General features: G+C 39.1%; 15 protein-coding genes and 3 tRNA genes. 11 read left to right on the top strand and 7 right to left on the bottom strand.

Going from position 1 to position 17,686, the window contains the following annotated elements; translation table 11 throughout:
• Window positions 1-34: 34 nt before the first annotated feature.
• The 3 genes from OK025_RS19435 to OK025_RS19425 all read right to left on the bottom strand — a co-directional run bounded on the left by OK025_RS19435 (window position 35) and on the right by OK025_RS19425 (window position 320).
• Window positions 35-107, bottom strand: a tRNA-Thr gene (locus OK025_RS19435).
• Between the two features lie 33 nt (window positions 108-140).
• Window positions 141-213 (bottom strand) — tRNA-Thr (locus OK025_RS19430).
• 34 nt (window positions 214-247) lie between these two features.
• Window positions 248-320, bottom strand: a tRNA-Thr gene (locus OK025_RS19425).
• A gap of 271 nt (window positions 321-591) precedes the next feature.
• Here OK025_RS19425 and clpB point away from each other — a divergent pair.
• Window positions 592-3,192: an ATP-dependent chaperone ClpB gene (gene clpB / locus OK025_RS19420; protein ID WP_317666297.1), complete on the top strand. Its 2,601-nt coding sequence runs from the start codon at window positions 592-594 to the stop codon at window positions 3,190-3,192.
• 58 nt (window positions 3,193-3,250) lie between these two features.
• On the opposite strand, the gene OK025_RS19415 is transcribed toward clpB, so the two are convergent.
• Window positions 3,251-3,745 (bottom strand): TlpA family protein disulfide reductase, encoded by a 495-nt coding sequence (locus OK025_RS19415; protein ID WP_182981680.1) that lies wholly within the window; start codon window positions 3,743-3,745, stop codon window positions 3,251-3,253.
• 157 nt (window positions 3,746-3,902) lie between these two features.
• Here OK025_RS19415 and purN point away from each other — a divergent pair, with 157 nt between their 5' ends.
• Window positions 3,903-4,475, top strand: coding sequence for a phosphoribosylglycinamide formyltransferase (purN, locus tag OK025_RS19410; protein ID WP_070563826.1), 573 nt, complete (start codon window positions 3,903-3,905; stop codon window positions 4,473-4,475).
• A 244-nt stretch (window positions 4,476-4,719) separates the two neighbouring features.
• On the opposite strand, the gene OK025_RS19405 is transcribed toward purN, so the two are convergent.
• Window positions 4,720-5,952: an MFS transporter gene (locus tag OK025_RS19405; RefSeq protein WP_120334433.1), complete on the bottom strand. Its 1,233-nt coding sequence runs from the start codon at window positions 5,950-5,952 to the stop codon at window positions 4,720-4,722.
• A gap of 91 nt (window positions 5,953-6,043) precedes the next feature.
• On the opposite strand from OK025_RS19405, the gene OK025_RS19400 reads away from it, so the two are divergent.
• From OK025_RS19400 to OK025_RS19360, 9 genes are all read left to right on the top strand, one after another.
• Window positions 6,044-6,541 (top strand): PaaI family thioesterase, encoded by a 498-nt coding sequence (locus tag OK025_RS19400; RefSeq protein WP_070563819.1) that lies wholly within the window; start codon window positions 6,044-6,046, stop codon window positions 6,539-6,541.
• 41 nt (window positions 6,542-6,582) lie between these two features.
• Complete coding sequence (locus OK025_RS19395) at window positions 6,583-7,005, top strand: transposase (protein WP_317666289.1); 423 nt, start codon at window positions 6,583-6,585, stop codon at window positions 7,003-7,005.
• Window positions 7,006-7,106: 101 nt separating this feature from the next.
• On the top strand, window positions 7,107-7,754 hold the full coding sequence (locus OK025_RS19390; RefSeq protein ID WP_317666287.1) for an SCO family protein: 648 nt from the start codon (window positions 7,107-7,109) through the stop codon (window positions 7,752-7,754).
• 1 nt (window position 7,755) lies between these two features.
• On the top strand, window positions 7,756-8,175 hold the full coding sequence (locus OK025_RS19385) for a c-type cytochrome (protein ID WP_088161682.1): 420 nt from the start codon (window positions 7,756-7,758) through the stop codon (window positions 8,173-8,175).
• Window positions 8,176-8,471: 296 nt separating this feature from the next.
• Complete coding sequence (locus tag OK025_RS19380) at window positions 8,472-9,059, top strand: TetR/AcrR family transcriptional regulator (protein ID WP_286735110.1); 588 nt, start codon at window positions 8,472-8,474, stop codon at window positions 9,057-9,059.
• 8 nt (window positions 9,060-9,067) lie between these two features.
• Entirely contained in the window at window positions 9,068-10,393 is a 1,326-nt protein-coding gene (locus OK025_RS19375; protein ID WP_317666285.1) for a TolC family protein, read from the top strand.
• Between the two features lie 26 nt (window positions 10,394-10,419).
• Window positions 10,420-11,577: an efflux RND transporter periplasmic adaptor subunit gene (locus tag OK025_RS19370; protein ID WP_317666283.1), complete on the top strand. Its 1,158-nt coding sequence runs from the start codon at window positions 10,420-10,422 to the stop codon at window positions 11,575-11,577.
• Between the two features lie 37 nt (window positions 11,578-11,614).
• Complete coding sequence (locus OK025_RS19365) at window positions 11,615-14,785, top strand: multidrug efflux RND transporter permease subunit (RefSeq protein ID WP_317666281.1); 3,171 nt, start codon at window positions 11,615-11,617, stop codon at window positions 14,783-14,785.
• A gap of 129 nt (window positions 14,786-14,914) precedes the next feature.
• Window positions 14,915-15,526 (top strand): HAD-IA family hydrolase, encoded by a 612-nt coding sequence (locus OK025_RS19360; RefSeq protein WP_317666279.1) that lies wholly within the window; start codon window positions 14,915-14,917, stop codon window positions 15,524-15,526.
• An 80-nt stretch (window positions 15,527-15,606) separates the two neighbouring features.
• On the opposite strand, the gene OK025_RS19355 is transcribed toward OK025_RS19360, so the two are convergent.
• A complete protein-coding gene (locus OK025_RS19355; RefSeq protein WP_317666278.1) occupies window positions 15,607-16,950 on the bottom strand; it encodes a hypothetical protein in 1,344 nt (447 codons plus the stop codon).
• A 14-nt stretch (window positions 16,951-16,964) separates the two neighbouring features.
• On the bottom strand, window positions 16,965-17,570 hold the full coding sequence (locus OK025_RS19350) for an RNA polymerase sigma factor (RefSeq protein ID WP_317666276.1): 606 nt from the start codon (window positions 17,568-17,570) through the stop codon (window positions 16,965-16,967).
• Window positions 17,571-17,686: the final 116 nt, after the last annotated feature.

Here is a 17,686-nt window from a genome sequence, read left to right as displayed (position 1 = left end):
AGATCCCCAAGAAATCTTGGGGATCTTTTTTATGAGCCTCTTATCGGAATCGAACCAATGACCTACTGATTACAAGTCAGTTGCTCTACCAGCTGAGCTAAAGAGGCTTTCAAATGAATTTTAATGAGTGTCGCTCAAAGAGCCTCTTATCGGAATCGAACCAATGACCTACTGATTACAAGTCAGTTGCTCTACCAGCTGAGCTAAAGAGGCTTTTTAAAGAAGTTTAATGCATGTTGCTTAAAAGAGCCTCTTATCGGAATCGAACCAATGACCTACTGATTACAAGTCAGTTGCTCTACCAGCTGAGCTAAAGAGGCGTTACTTCTTTTCAATCTTATAACGTCTGACCGTTTTAAGATGCTGCAAATATCGAAAGCTTAAACCAAAAATGCAAGTCGATTTCAAGAATTTTCTACCCTGATAAGGCAATTATTTAAAAATCAAGCGCATTATTTTTAATAACTGAAAATTTGTCATGATTCAATAAAAAATATTGCCATTTTTTCCGAAGTATGGCTTAAAACCTGAATGGCACTTCAATTGTTATAACCAATATGTATCAACGAAACTTTAAATAAGACAATAAAAATGAATTTTAACAACTATACAATTAAAGCCCAAGAGGCTATACAAAAAGCTTCCGAAATTGCGGCAGGCCATCAACAACAGGCCATTGAGACAGCGCATATTTTAAAAGCTTTACTCACCGTGGATGAAAATGTTGTCAGCCACTTATTAAAAAAGTTAAATGTCAACCTCAGCTATCTCGGTACTGAACTTGACAAACAAATTGAAGGTTTTCCGAAGGTTAGTGGCAGCAATATTTATTTAAGTAGTGATGCCAACAATGCACTTCAGAAAGCACAGGGCTATCTCAAAGAATTCAATGATGAATTTGTCTCGGTAGAGCATTTACTATTAGGTATCCTGGCAACTTCTGATAAGACCTCAACATTACTTAAGTCGCAGGGCGTTACAGAAAAAGACTTAAAGACCGCCATAAAAGAATTGCGCGGAAACAGTCGGGTAACCGATCAAAATGCGGAGGCCACCTACAATGCTTTGGGGAAATATGCCCGAAATTTAAATGAATATGCCGAATCCGGCAAATTGGATCCTGTGATTGGCCGTGATGAAGAAATTCGACGTGTGATGCAGATACTCTCCCGTCGTACCAAAAACAACCCCATACTCGTCGGTGAACCTGGGGTTGGTAAAACGGCTATTGCGGAAGGTATTGCTTACAGAATTATAAAAGGCGACGCACCTGAAAACTTAAAATCTAAGATCGTATTTTCCTTAGATATGGGCGCTTTGGTTGCCGGAGCTAAATATAAAGGTGAATTTGAAGAACGTCTAAAAGCGGTTGTAAAAGAAGTTACCGATTCCAATGGAGACATTATACTCTTTATCGACGAAATCCATACATTGGTGGGTGCTGGAGGTGGTGAAGGCGCCATGGATGCGGCTAATATCCTCAAACCAGCTTTAGCTAGAGGTGAACTACGCGCAATTGGAGCGACAACCTTAAACGAATATCAAAAATACTTTGAGAAAGATAAAGCATTGGAGCGTAGGTTCCAGAAAGTCATGGTTGAAGAACCCGACACACAAGATGCTATTTCTATTCTCCGTGGCCTAAAAGAACGCTACGAAACACACCATAAAGTACGCATTTTGGATGAGTCTATCATTGCCGCCGTGGAATTGTCACAGCGCTATATTTCCGATCGTTTTCTACCAGATAAAGCGATTGATTTAATTGATGAGGCAGCATCCAAATTACGCCTTGAGATGGACTCTGTACCGGAAGCTGTCGATGAGCTTGAACGTCGTATCATGCAATTGGAAATCGAGCGTGAAGCCTTGAAACGTGAAAATGATGACAAAAAAGTCGCCGAATTATCGGAAAGTATCGCCAATCTATCGGCAGAGAGAGATACGTTGAGAGCATCGTGGCAAGAAGAAAAGAGTCTTGTTGACAATGTCAATCAAGAGATTGAGAATATTGAAAACTACAAACTCGAAGCGGAGCAGGCCGAACGTTCCGGAGACTATGGAAAGGTAGCAGAGCTTCGTTATGGACGGATTAAAGAAGCGCAAGAAAAAGTTGACAAACTAAAGGCTGAACTCGCAGAAAAACAAGAAAGCAAGCGTATGCTCAAAGAAGAAGTTACTTCAGAAGACATTGCCGATGTTGTTGCAAAATGGACGGGAATACCTGTGAGCAAAATGATTCAATCAGAACGCGAAAAATTATTGAATCTTGAGGAAGAGCTTCATAAACGTGTCGCCGGTCAGGATGAAGCAATAGAAGCTATTTCCGATGCGATTCGTCGATCACGTGCTGGATTAAATGATGCGAAACGGCCAATAGGATCGTTCATATTTCTAGGGACTACCGGAGTCGGAAAAACCGAACTTGCAAAAGCACTCGCCGAGTTCTTATTTGACGACGAACAATCCATGGTTCGTATTGATATGTCGGAATATCAAGAACGACACGCAGTGTCTCGTTTAATCGGAGCGCCTCCAGGATATGTCGGCTATGATGAAGGCGGGCAATTGACTGAAGCCGTTCGAAGAAGACCCTATTCTGTTGTTTTGTTAGATGAAATTGAAAAAGCTCATCCCGATGTATTCAATATCCTATTGCAGGTATTGGATGATGGCCATCTTACAGACAACAAAGGTCGTGTGGTAAACTTCAAAAACACTATTATTATTATGACCTCCAATACGGGGTCGACCATTATACAGGAGAATTTCAGTCATCTGACCGATGATAATCGGGATGAAATTATCGCCAAAACACGCAATGAGGTATTCGATCTTTTAAAACAATCGATTCGTCCCGAATTTTTGAACCGTATCGATGAAGTGATTATGTTTACGCCATTAAGTCGAGATGAAATTGGAGATATTGTTCGTTTACAATTTGCACATGTTCAGAAACAGCTGGCCGAACAAAATATATTCATTACGGCTTCTGATGAAGCAATGGATTGGTTGGCACAACTTGGTTACGATCCTATTTATGGAGCGAGACCCTTAAAACGTGTCATTCAAAAACGAATTCTAAATGAACTTTCGAAGGAAATTTTATCCGGAAAAGTAAATCGCGATTCGATTATTCGTCTGGATGTATTCGACGGTAAATTTGTGTTCATCAATAAACAAGAGCAATAAAAAAAAGAAGGTCCGATAGTATCGGACCTTCTTTTTTTTATTGCTAATTTTTAAACATTTAACCTGTAATGCCTAAAGCTTTTAACAACTTGTTTACATCGTCTTCGCCGTCCAAATGCTGTACCAATACTTTGGTTTTTGCATCATAGATATAGAGCGAAGGGTAATTGCTTGGCTTAAATTTTTCAATAAATTGAGTTCCAGCATCAAACAAGAATTTGACATTTGGGGCACTTTTCAATGCCTTCGCATGCATATTAATAAATCCATCGACATAAGGCTTGTCATTCATGGAGATAAAATAGAAGGATACATTCTTGAATTTGGACAAGTGCTGTGCGATACCAGCCCCCATTTTCTGGCAATGGCCACAACCCGGGTCGTAAAAATCCAGCACAATATAGCCCGATTTTGGAAGCTTGTCCGAATTAAACTTGTTAGCCTGATAGACCTCATCAAAAGTAAACGATGGAAGCGTTTTGGGTGCCTGCGCAAAAACAGGTTGAAATAAGAAAAATACACTTACAAAAAATAGGGAATAAAGGAACCTCATGTTAAAGAAATTTAAACCAACAGTGACTATTCAATTAATTTTAATCAATAATACTTAAAAATGCGCTTCAGTCAACTATTATTTTAGTTTTTTTACAAAAAATCCGTAAGTTTGGGCTAATTTTTAAATCGATCAAATCTATTAATACTTATTAATCGTGAAAAAACGAATTGCTATTTTTGCTTCAGGTTCAGGATCCAATGCTCAAAAAATAATGGAACATTTCAAGTATTCAGATGAAGCTGAGGTTGCCTTGATTTTATCCAATAACCCTGATGCTTACGTTATTCAGCGAGCCGACAATTTTGAAATACCTGCACATATATTTGATCGTGATGAATTTTACAAAACCGACAACGTTGTCAATATTCTTAAAAACTTAAATATTGATCTGATTGTTTTGGCAGGTTTTCTTTGGCTCGTTCCAAATAACCTTCTGAAAGCATTTCCTAATCAAATTATAAATATACATCCTGCTCTCCTACCAAAATATGGTGGCAAAGGTATGTATGGTGACCATGTCCACAAAGCCGTTTTGGCCAATAAGGAAGAGGAACATGGCATTACGATTCACTTCGCAAATGAACATTTTGACGAGGGGGAAATTATATACCAAGCACGATTCAAAGTGGATCCCAACGATACTTTAGACATTATTAAATTTAAAGGGCAGCAACTCGAACATCAGTACTTCCCTAAAATAATTGAAAATCTTATCAAAAAAATGTAAAAACAATTCTATTATTTAGAATTGTTTTAAACAAATTGTAACTTTGTATTATGAACGAAGTTATTGAATCTGTGTTGGAGATCGATGAGTCAGAAAATAAGGCCGGCTTGTTTCAGTTTCGGAATACGGCTATGAACCCTTTTTCTGACTTTTCTTGTGCCTGCTTTAAAAAGTGTTGTAAAAAATATAAAGAAGGCAAACGCTGTAAAAAATGTCCGGGACGAAAAAAATAGCTATTTATTGACTACTCCTCGAGGTAATCTAAATCTTTATCAAAGCTTTCTTCTAACTGGGTCAACGAATAAATTGCTATACCCGAAAGAACGACAACCATGGTAATTGCTGCTGGCACAATTCCAAATGCATTTACGAGAAGTCCATAGAGCATTGTTGACGGAATGAGTGCGCCCCGTACAAAATTGGGGGCCGTCGTTGCAACAGTTGCTCTGAGATTTGTACCAAATTGTTCCGCTGAGATAGTCACAAAAGTAGCCCAATACCCTACCCCTAAGCCCATTATAAAGGCAAGGCTTAAAAACTTTGTCGCTGTAATACCATCACTCAATAAATACCATAGTGAACTTCCAATGATAATTAATTGACATATAAACACCACTTTTTTGCGAGATTTTAAAATCTGGGCGAATATTCCTGCCAGTACATCCCCGATAGAAATACCGATATAGGTAAACATCACCCCTTGACCAGCACTCAATGTGCCCGTAGCCCCTAAGGCCTTGCCGATTTCCGGAGCCTGTGTGACCAAAACACCAACAACAAACCAGATTGGAAGACCAATGCAGAGACAGTTAACATACCGTTTTAACCGGCTTTTATTTGTAAAAAGCATGCGGATATCCCCTTTCACAACACCCGATTTATCCTGATCCTTAAATAGTCCTGATTCAAAAGAGCCAATACGCAACAGCAGCAACAGTAAGCCCATTCCACCACCGACAAAGTAGGCCGTCCGCCAGTCAAATTCTTCCGAGACAAAATACGCCAATATAGCGCCTAAAACACCGACACCGGCAACCAACATGGTCCCATAACCGCGTTTTGATTTATGCATACTTTCAGAAACCAATGTAATTCCCGCCCCCAGTTCTCCGGCCAAACCAACGCCCGCTATAAAACGAATAATACCATACATAAGCACATCATGTACAAAACCATTTGCAATATTCGCTACAGAGTATAAAAGAATCGATCCAAAAAGGACTTTTAAACGTCCAAATTTATCCCCTATAATCCCCCAAAGAATTCCACCTAACAGTAAGCCGCCCATTTGCATATTGAGCACAAATTCACCTTTTACCCGCATTTCTTCCGCAGGGACGCCAATATCAGTGAAGGACTGAATACGAACTATGGAGAAAATAATCAAATCGTAGATATCGACGAAATAGCCCAGTGACGCAATCATAACCAGTAACCATACTTTTCTGCTGGATTGTTTTTCTTTTATTGTTGACATTTTAGGTTTTTTGATCTGTAAAAATACCATAGTGAAGCTATAAAACCAAGATTTCGAAAAATAATCCGACACATTGTTTTATTTTTGCATCATGAGATATAGTCCACTTGCCTTAACATGGCTATTACGTATTTACCCACCATTTCTATTTCAGGGAATCTGGGTAAAAAAAATTAGCCCCGGCTTCCAAGGCGCCAAAGTAAAAATTTATAAGACACCATTCAATATAAATACCAACAAAACATTATTTGGCGGAACGATCTTTTCTGCGGCAGATCCAATATTCCCCATCCTCATTGATCAGTATCTTCAAAAGATTGGTTTTAAGAAAACGGTGGCCTGGTTAAAATCATCACAGATCACCTTTAAGAAACCCGGCAAAACCAGCGTGGAATATTCTGTGCAACTCTCCGAGGAAATCCTTGAAGAATGTGCCCATATTATCCGCACAAAAGGCAAAGTAGTAAAGGATTTTACGCTGGAAATTAAAGATAAGTCTGGCGATCTCTGTGCCACGGTACGTTGTGAAACCTATATTCGTGACTTGAATTTTACATTCCCTTCCAGAAATCGAAATATTGAGCCATAAGAAATTAATATATTTGTCCAATTACCAAAAAACAAAAAAACATGAATAAAATCGCGTTTGTAGCTATCGCATCCTTGGCAATAGCAGCATGTGGAACTCAGGGAAATGGTGCAACAGGTGTAAAAGCCCTGCAAGATTCAACTATTAAGATACATGATGAAATTATGCCTCAAATCGCTCATTTCGACCGCGATGCTGTTAAGATAGATTCTATTTTGGCAAATTTAAAAAACCTAAAAACAACTAAGTCTGATTTAGACACCAATTTAACAAGAAAAGAGCTAAGCACATTGAAAGCTAATTTAGAAAGCGCTACAGACCATATGATGGACTGGATGAAAGGATATAACCCGGATTCAACAGATGTTAAATATTTTGAAACAGAGCTTCAAAAAGTAAGTGATATGAAAAAGATATTTGATAGTGTTTCTAAAGAAAGCCAAGACAAATTAAAGAATTTTTAAATCCAAAAATTCAAATAACGCAGTCCGCCCAGCTTTAGATTAACATTAAATTGTTCGTGTAAAGATGGAATCAAGCTTTAACAAACAAAACTATTGAACACATGAGATCCATAACTAAATTTTACTGCGCAGCTGGCCTTATACTCGGTTTATTTTCCTGTAAAAACAATAGCCAGACAAGCTTACCCATCTATGGCGAAAGAGAAGCTGTAGAAAAAACAGTTGATGGAAAACAAATCGTAGATACAGTCTATCATACTATTCCGCCTTTTAAACTGCTCAATCAGGATAGTACAATGATTTCAGATAAAGATTTTGAGGGTAAAGTATATATCGCCAACTTCTTCTTTACCCATTGTCCAAGTATCTGTCCGACGATGAATCGCAACCTATTAAAGATATACCAGCAATACAAGGATAATGAAGAAGTTCGTTTCCTGTCCCATAGTATAGACTTTAAATACGATCAACCCTATGTACTGAAAGATTATGCCAATAAATTGGGCGTAACCAATAATCACTGGCAGTTTGTTTCGGGGACTAAAGCCGAAATATATGGTCTAGCCAATCAATACCTGGTTTATACCGCTGAAGATAAAAATGCACCCGGAGGTTACGATCATCAAGGATACCTTGTCTTAATAGATAAGGATAAAAGAATTCGGGGTGCCTACGACGGCACAAACGATGAGCAGGTAAAAAAATTGATGAACGATTTACCTTTACTCTTGAGTGGAGCTAAAAAATAACATGCGCATTCTCTTAACAACAGGTATAACGATCGGGGTTATTTTATCGATCTTAATTGGCTGTCAGCAGGAAGTTGATATCAAAACGGCACAATATGCGGTTAATGGTCAAAAGGTATACCGGACACATTGTCAAAATTGTCATGGAGAGAAAGGCGAAGGATTGGGAAATCTCTATCCTCCCCTAACCGATACCACCTTTCTGCAAACGCACCGTCAGGAGCTTGCTTGTATCATCAAGCACGGAACTTCCGGAGAACTTGAAGTAGCAGGCAAAAAGTTTAATAATACCATGCCCGCTTCAAATCTTTCTGCAATTGATATCGCTTATGTATTAACATATATCAACACCAAGATCAACAAAGGAAAGAATCTTTATCCTTTGGAAGAAGTGGAGAAAAGTTTAAAAAATTGCAAATAGAAAAAAGCGGTGGTTTTATAAAACCACCGCTTTTTTCTATTTGCAACCGCTTCACCTCCTTTAATACAAGATCTTCAGGCCAATTTACAAGCGAAACTCATGCTACAACCTTGATCTCATTGATGGTACCTCCCCTCTATGCATCAAAAAAAATAAAAAGTTGAAAACAATTTCACCTTTTTTTCCTTATTGTATTATTGGTTCAAATCGTTTTATATTTATTGATTTATAACAATATTCTGACATTTTGGATCCAAATTAATCGCTAATTTTGCAACCGAATGAACGTTCGATTGATGAATTCCAATGAAAAAATTGCGGCAGTACTTGCCAGCACACTAAAACTTATACAAACAAACGGCTTCCATGGAACGCCGATGAGCAAAATCGCACAAGATTCTGATGTAGCAATAGGAACTATCTACCATTATTTTCCATCGAAAGATGACCTAATCTTTGCACTGTTCAAACATTGTAGAACATTACTGAATGATTACATTTTTGATGGTATAAAAGATGATTTCGATTATAAAGATTCCTTTGTTCATATCTGGCGCAACTTTGTCAAGTTCTATTTAGAAAATGGGCATATCTTCAGTTTTTTTGAACAGTTTTTTTCGTCTCCTTATTATGAGAAAAACAAAGCTGAGATACAAGAACCTGTAGGTGGACAAAATAAAGTTGTTGATTTTTTACAAGAAGGCATTGACCGAAAAATATTGAAACAGGTAGACGTCCATCTTTTGGTGGCCAGTTATATTGGTGTAGCCTTATCGACTGTTCACAGTATCAAATTTAAAGATCTCAAATTCTCTGAACAGAATGTAGAAGATTTAATTGGGATTATTTGGGATGGGGCTATTAATAGAGAAAAAAATAATTAATTACATATATGAAGTTTAATAAAATCGTTTATTCCTTGGCGGCCCTGTCGCTTTTGAGTAATACAGGATTTGCACAACAGCAATCTGAAAACTTGCCGGCAAATGCAACACTTCAGCAGCTGATTGATTACGCCTTACGTAATCAAATCTCTGTAAAACAAGCACAATTGGACGAGGCCATCGGTGAAAAAGATATTGACATCTCCCTTTCAGGTTGGTACCCACAATTGGGTCTAAAAGGAAGTTATAATTATAATGTCATTGTTCCATTAGCAAATATTGGCGGAAATAATATCAAAATGGGGCAGAACAATGCGAGTGCCTTAACGCTTCAAGCAGACCAACAGATCCTTAATCCAGAGCTAATGCAGGCGAAAAAAGCCGCTGAGCTGGTACGTCTCGGTAATAAACAAAATACGGAGAACAAAAAAATAACAGCTGTTGTGGAGGTCAGTAAGGCCTATTATGACATCCTGACGTCTGAAGAGCAGATCAAGATTGTTCGCGAAAATATTGCTCGCCTTCAAAAACAATTGAAAGATGCAAAGTCACAATATGATGTGGGTTTAGTTGATAAAACTGACTATAAGAGAGCGCAAATTGCTTTGGCAAATTCGAATGCTGACGAGAAAAGAACAGTTGAGCTTCGTAAATATAAATACGAATATCTTAAACAATTACTAGCTTTGGATAAAAGCAAAAATTTGACACTTTCATTTGATAATAGCAGTATGGAATCAGAGATTCTACTTGATACAACTGCAGGAATAAGTGTCTCTAATCGAATTGAATTCCAACAATTGGAAACATCGAAAAAGATTCAACAGTTGAGCACACAGTATTATAAATGGACATATTTACCAAGTGTAAGTGCTTTTTATAATTACGCATTCAACTATAGAAATGATAAATTCAGTAAGCTTTATTCCGACAATTTCCCGGGTTCAGTAGTTGGCCTAAATGTTTCTTTTTCAATTTTCGACGGATTTAAACGTAAAAAACAAATCAATAAATCCAGATTGCAGGAAGAAAGAATTGACTGGGATATCAAAAATTTAGAAAACAGCATTAACACAGAATATTCGTTGGCAAAGGCAACCTATAATGCGAATTTAAATGACTGGAAAACAGCTAAAGAAAATGTGGATCTCTCCAAAGAAGTATACGAGACAATCAAACTTCAATATGACGAAGGTATCAAAACTTACCTCGATTTAATGACAGCAGAGACTGATCTCAAAACAACACAGCTCAATTATTTGAATTCCCTTTATGCGCTATTGTCAAGTAAATTGGATGTTCAGAAAGCAGTTGGGGCAATCCACACAAATTAATCAATAAACGGAAACTAATACAAATCATGAATAAAAGACAATTATTATTCGCTTTCTTCCTTGGGACGGCATTAGTATGGACCTCTTGTGGAAATAAAGATGCAAAAAAGCAAGGTGCAGCACAGGCTCAGGCCGAAAAAGTTGTCCCTGTCAGCTTTGGTGTCGCATCACATGAGACTGTTACAGGTACAATCAGCTATCCAGCAACAGTCAAACCGTTGAACGAAGCAGATCTATATGCGGAAGTAAGCGGCTATATCACAAAAATATATGTTTCTGACGGTGCAGTAGTTTCCGCGGGACAAGCTCTTTATGAAATTGATGGAACACGCTACAACGCAGCTGTCCAACAAGCTAAAGCAAGCTTACAGGTCGCACAGACTGATTTGGACCGACAAAAAAGAGATTTAGCACGTTACCAGACATTGGCCGATAAAGACGCGATTGCGAAGCAGGTTTTTGACAATGCAGTATCAAATGTAGCGGCTTCTCAGGCACAGGTAGAGTCGGCTCGTGCGGCATTGGTCACTGCAAATACAAACTTATCACGGTCGACGATCCGCGCTCCTTTCAGTGGTACTGTAGGGATATCACAGGTGCGTTTGGGAGCCTTGGTTAACCCAGGCACAACCCTATTGAATACCTTGTCTTCAACCAGTCCAATTGCTGTTGAGTTTCAGGTAAACGAAAAGGATATTGCCAAATTTACCCAATTGCAAAGCAGCCATTCCTCTTCGGACCTTTCTCTTTTATTGCCAAATGGAAGCACTTATGAAGGCAAAGGAACGATCACAACCATTGACCGCGCAGTTGACCCTGCTACCGGAACAATCAAAGTGCGGGCTACTTTCCCGAACAATGCCAACGAATTGCGGGCTGGTATGAATATTACGATGAATGTATCAACAACCTCGGCTACAGAAGAAGTTGTTGTACCTTACAAAGCTGTCTTTGAACAGCTCGGGGTATTTAACCTTTATGCTGTGAATGATAGCAGCAAAGCCGAAATACGTCAAGTAAAATTAGGTATTAAAGCTGGTGATAAAATTGTGATTAAAGAAGGTGTCAAAAACGGTGAAAAGATTATCGTCGACGGTACCATGAATGTCCAAAATGGCGTTAAAGTAGTTGATGCTGCCGTCGCTGCCCAACAGGCTGCCAAAGGAGCACATCAAGGAAAATAACACCATTAATTTTTAAAGAGAATCTAAAAGATATAGAATGATTTCAGAAGTATTTATTAAGAGGCCAGTTACCGCAATCGTTATTTCGATATTGATTTCAATTATCGGGATCATTGCAGTATCCACGTTGCCAATTAGCCAGTATCCTTCTATTGCACCTCCAACAGTAACGGTTACGGCCAATTACACCGGAGCTGATGCACAGACGGTTGAACAAACCGTGACAACTCTTATCGAGAGTCAGATCAATGGTACACCTGGCATGATTTATATGTCGTCCAATAGTACGTCAAATGGTCAAGCAACAATTACGGTGACATTTGAAGTAGGTACGGATATCGATATTGCGACCTTAGACGTACAAAACCGTGTGGGAATCGCCGAACCAGCCCTTCCCGAAGCTGTGAGACGTCTGGGAATTACAACCCGTAAAGCCAATAACGATATCCTGATGTTGGTTGCTTTAACTTCACCAAAAGGAACAAGATCCGAAAATTTCTTAGCCAACTACAACAACTTATATGTTAAAGATGCACTATTACGTGTGAAAGGGGTCGGTGATGTAACCGCTTTTGGGCAACCATTTTCGATGCGTGTATGGCTAGATGCAAATAAATTGGCTAATCTAAGCATGACTCCGGCCGATGTATCAACAGCAATTGCGGAACAAAACTCCCGCATACCTGGTGGTAGTGTTGGCGGACGTCCACAAGAGTCTTCGACAGTATTTGAATACCCAGTCATTACCGATAGTGACCTTTCAAATCCGGAAGACTTTGAAAACATCGTTGTAAAAACCAACAAAGATGGATCTATCGTACTTTTAAAGGATGTCGCACGTGTTGAACTGGGTCAATTTAATTATGGTACATCATCTACCGTAAATGGTATGACCTCATCTGCGACGATGATTAACCAAACCCCGGGAGGAAATGCCGTAGAATCTGCAGAAGGCATTGTGACAGCATTGGAAAAATTAAAGAAATCTTTTCCAACGGACGTAGATTATACCATCAGTTACGAGACCGTTTCGGTAGTAAATGCCTCAATTTCTTCGGTTATCCATACCCTAGTTGAAGCATTGATCCTGGTAACAGTGGTGGTGTTTTTCTTCCTTCAAAGCTGGAGGGCAACATTAATCCCCGTATTGGCAATTCCGGTATCCATCATCGGTACATTCATCTTCTTCCTGATGTTTGGCTTTTCGGTCAACAACCTGACCATGCTCGCCTTTGTATTGGCCATCGGTATTGTGGTGGATGATGCCATTGTTGTGGTGGAAGCTGTCCAGCACTATATCGACCATTATAAGCTGGATGCAAAAGAAGCGACACGTCGCGCCATGGGCGACATCACCGCGCCGGTTATTGCAATTGCGTTAATTTTGGCAGCCGTATTCGTTCCTGTAGGTTTCATCCCTGGAATGGTCGGTAAATTGTACCAACAATTTGCCATCACGATCGCTGTGTCCGTTATGTTATCTGCATTTATTGCACTTTCGTTAACACCCGCATTATGTTCAATTTTATTAAAGCCTACAGCCGTACATGAAGGTGCAAAAGGACTGAACAAGTTTTTCTATAAGTTTAATATCTGGTTCGAAAAAGTCACCATCAGATATTCGAATGGTGTAAAACAAGCAATCAAAAAAGCACCACTGGTGTTGATTATTCTGTTGTGTATTTTTATCGGAACCGGCTGGATGTTTACAACCAAACCGACAGGGTTTATTCCTTCTGAAGATGGCGGTGCATTTTTTGCAGGTATTACTTTGCCGGAAGGTTCTTCTTCTGCGCGTACAAATGAAGTTCTTAAAGAGATTGAAGCCGATCTACATAAGACTTTCCCTGAAATTAAGTATGTTACTGCGATCTCAGGTATCAATATTCTAAACCGCGCGTTTAAATCCAATGGTGCAACAGTGTTCGTTTCTCTAAAACCTTGGGAAACCCGTACGCGCACAGCAAACGATATCGCCGGTATGATTATGGGAAAATATCAGGGCTATACCAAAGCTCGGGTATTGGCTGTTACACCGCCGGCAATTCCAGGTTTAGGTACATCTGGAGGTTTCTCTTTGCAAGTACAGGATTTACAGACTGTAAATATCAAAGATTTCGAAGCAACGGTCGGTAAATTCTTGATGGCAGCCAACCAACGTCCGGAAATTGGAATGGCTTATACCCTATTTAACACCAACTCTCCAAACTACAAATTGGAAGTAAACCGTGAACAGGCAAAACGCATGGGCGTGCCTATCTCAAGTATTTATTCGACAATATCATCCTATTTGGGTAGTAGCTATGTCAATGATTTTACGAAGTATGGCCGTAGTTACCGTGTCGTGACTCAAGCTGACATTCCGTACCGCATGAATATTGAAGACATCAACAAACTGTATGTCAACAATGTTTCAGGAAACCCGGTACCGATGGGTACGCTGGTCAAGTATGAATTGATGACAATGCCGTCAATCATCAATCACTACAATATTTTTAGAAGTGTAGAGATCAATGGTAGTTCGGCTCCTGGCTACTCATCAGGGGATGCTTTAAAAGCATTACAAGAAGTGGCTGCACAAACATTACCAGAAGGTTTTGATTATCAGTTCTCTGGCCTATCTCTTCAAGAGATGCAATCCGGATCAAAGACCGTTCAAATTTTTGCCTTATGTATCCTGTTTGTGTTCTTGTTGTTAGCTGCCTTATACGAAAGTTGGTCTGTACCTTTCTCCATTTTGTTATCTGTACCATTGGGTGTATTTGGGGCTATATTAACCCTAACATTAATCCCTACATTGGATAATAACATCTATGCACAGATTGGTCTGGTCACCATTATTGGACTTGCTGCTAAGAATGCGATTCTAATCGTAGAGTTTGCTAAGGAGCGGGTTGATATTGGGATGAACCTTTATGAAGCGACATTAGATGCTGTAAAATTGCGTTTACGCCCAATTATCATGACGTCCTTTGCCTTCATCCTGGGGATTATTCCATTGATGCTATCCCATGGAGCTGGAGCTATTTCTCGCCAAACAATCGGTTGGACGGTATTTGGTGGTATGACAGCTGCGACACTCCTGGCAATCTTTATCGTTCCGGTGCTATTCGTCGTGATCACGCGTATGGCATACGGTAAGAAAAAATTGGCTGAATTAGAAGCTAATTTCGATGAAGAGAAAGCGAAAAATTTAAGTTCACACTAATTATACGCTGCCTCTGTGAATATTCAACACGGAGCTAACAGCAAGAAGCCTTTCCTTGTAACAAGGGAAAGGCTTCTTTTTTGCTCGTCCAATTATATTTTTTTATTTTTACCGCTCACTATTAAATATATGTCACCTGAATCACAACGAAAATTTGAATTACTAAACCTTCTTGCCGAATCCTACGACGCACTATTATTTGACGTCGATGGTACCCTGGCAGATAATATGGACGCACATAAACAAGCCTATAAAGCTGCAGCCAAACAATACGGAGTCGAGTTGGACGTCAATTTGATTGATGAAACTGCCGGATGGCCCACTGTGGCTGTTGCTGAGGAAATCAGCAAACGCTATGAGGTAGATTTCGATTATCAAGAATTTTCCACACTAAAGTCTACCATTTTTCGAGACGAGTATGTTTTCAAGACTAAGCCTGTAGATTACGTTGTTGAACATCTAAAGTATCAGAAAGGTAAAAAACACATCGCTGCCGTTTCAGGAGGAACCAGAACAACCTTATCCATGACATTAACCACCATCGGTGTATGGGATGATTTGGAAACACTGGTTTGTGCTGGAGATACGGCTGAGGGAAAACCTTCACCACAACCCTTTCTTTTGGCAGCGGCTCAATTGAATATTGCTCCGGAAAGATGTCTGGTCTACGAAGACGGGATTCCAGGAGTTGAAGGTGCGAAAGCCGCAGGAATGGGTTGGGTTCGCGTTGATGAACTTTAATAAATCCCGATTTGCAGACTATAAAAAAAGCCGCAGTAAACTTCAAGCTTACTGCGGCTTTTTTTATAGCATTATGCTATTTAAAAACTAGTAATTATTTTCACTCCCCCGTTGCTATAGTTCAAATCGGATGATTTCAAATTTCCGATTGGAGCTTTATAATAAGGCTCTACAGAAATGGATAATTTTCCAACTTTCTGTTTCCGGCCAACTGAAAAATTAATAAAGCCGTTCACACCTTTATCATCAACATTTTTGTCTTGGGATTTTTGTCTGTACTCCGTATTATTTGTTTCATAGATCGTTGCACGTTCCTGATCTAATACACCGACATAAGACACACCGACAGACGTATAAAAATTCTTATTAATCGCATATCTCACATCTACAGGAATATCAACCGTTAGGATTTTACCTGAAACCCGTTCATTACTTTTCGCATCTTTTGCATCTGCAGTCCGCATAACAAACAAATTGTTGACACTTGATTGAGAAATATAATTCGGCGCATCTGCATTAAAGGAATTTGATCCCATCGCTGGGGTAATAGGTGTATTTCCAGAAACAGCACCATAGTGTTGAATAGATGCTCCCGAACGTAGACTTACTTTGCTTGAAATATTATAGGCAAGTGCAAGCCCACCACCAAGTGTTATACTCTCTGAGGTAGAGGCCGGAGAAACAAAAGCTCCCATCTCCCATTTTTTCTCTTGACTGGCTTTATTTAGGATAACACTATTTCTTGTGCTCCCCTGCTGCATAGCATAGAGTTGCGACAGTTTTGCCGCATCGCGTTGTGTTTGATTACCAGAACTCACAGCGGAATTAGCATGAGCTATCGCTGAACTATTGGACTGAGTGGCGTTATGATCGACCTCGTTTTCATCCAAAATTATATTTGCAGAGAGCTTATTATTTTTCAATTGCATCGACTGCAAATTTGCAATGTCATTGGAAACAGTTAATTCAGTCCCTTGCATCCCCTGTCCTGAATTCAGTCCCGAAAAGTGGTTAGCGATCTGTTGATCCGAATGATCTTTTACTATTGAATAGGTAAAGGGCCTATTTTGTGATAATTGCTGTGACGATAAGCCTTTATCTTGTGTAATGGAAGATAGTGAGCGTTGAATGGATTCTTTCAAATCCTTATTATTTCCTACCACATCTTCATTATCCTGATGGCTTACCGAAGCCACAGCAGGCGAATCCGTAGGTGTATTATTCTTTAAGCCCCAGTACCCCACACCAAAACACAATAATACAGCCGCAGCTGCACTCCAATATTTCCAATTCGAGTGACTACGTGGTGCAACGCCATAGTTTGAGGCAAATTTTTCCCAGGAACCTTCTTTATAAGGTAGTTCATGGTCTTTTAATTGTCCAACGATCTCTTCTATCAATTCCTTTTTCTTATTGTCTTTCATCGTAACAACAATATTTATCTTATTTCTTGAACTACGCCTGTATAATCCAAGTATAATTTTCTAAGTTTTTGTTTCGCTCGTGTCAGATAAGTACGTGAAGTACTGTCTGGTATATTGAGCATTTGCGCTATTTCATCATGTGAATACCCCTCAATTTCATAGAGATTAAAAATAGTTTTTTGAATTTCGGGAAGCTGATCCAATAGACGCATAATCTCATTGACTTCCAAACGGCTGTCCAATTGAACTGCTGGCGTGTGCATATCCCCTTCTCCGAGATCTTCAACCGAATAAAACTGCTTCTTACCTCGTAAAAAATCAATCGAAATATTGGCAGCAATTCTCCCTATCCAAGCTCTAAATGATTTTTCAAGATTTTCATCATCAATATCCCTATTAAATGATTCCAATTTTCGAAATATCCGAACAAAGCTTTCATTAACAAGCTCTTCCGCATCTACATCCTGTTTTACATAACGAATAATAATAGCCATGAGGTAACCATAATACTTTTTATAAACGAAGGCCTTTCCGTCCTCACGATCGCGCAAGCAACGTTCTAAGGCATCATGTAAAGATGATAGCTTCTTGTTATAAAAATATGATTGAATTATACCCACTTAAACCATTTAATTATTAAGTTTCAAACTTAGACAAATTGCCTTTCATATGCAATCAATAGCACATACTATGTAAACAATTTATCGAATACTCCCCTTCATTATGAACGTTTTTT

The organism is Sphingobacterium sp. UGAL515B_05 (assembly GCF_033097525.1).
Lineage (GTDB): Bacteria > Bacteroidota > Bacteroidia > Sphingobacteriales > Sphingobacteriaceae > Sphingobacterium.
Note: the sequence above shows the minus strand (reverse complement) of the source record. Positions and strands in the feature narration are given on the sequence as shown.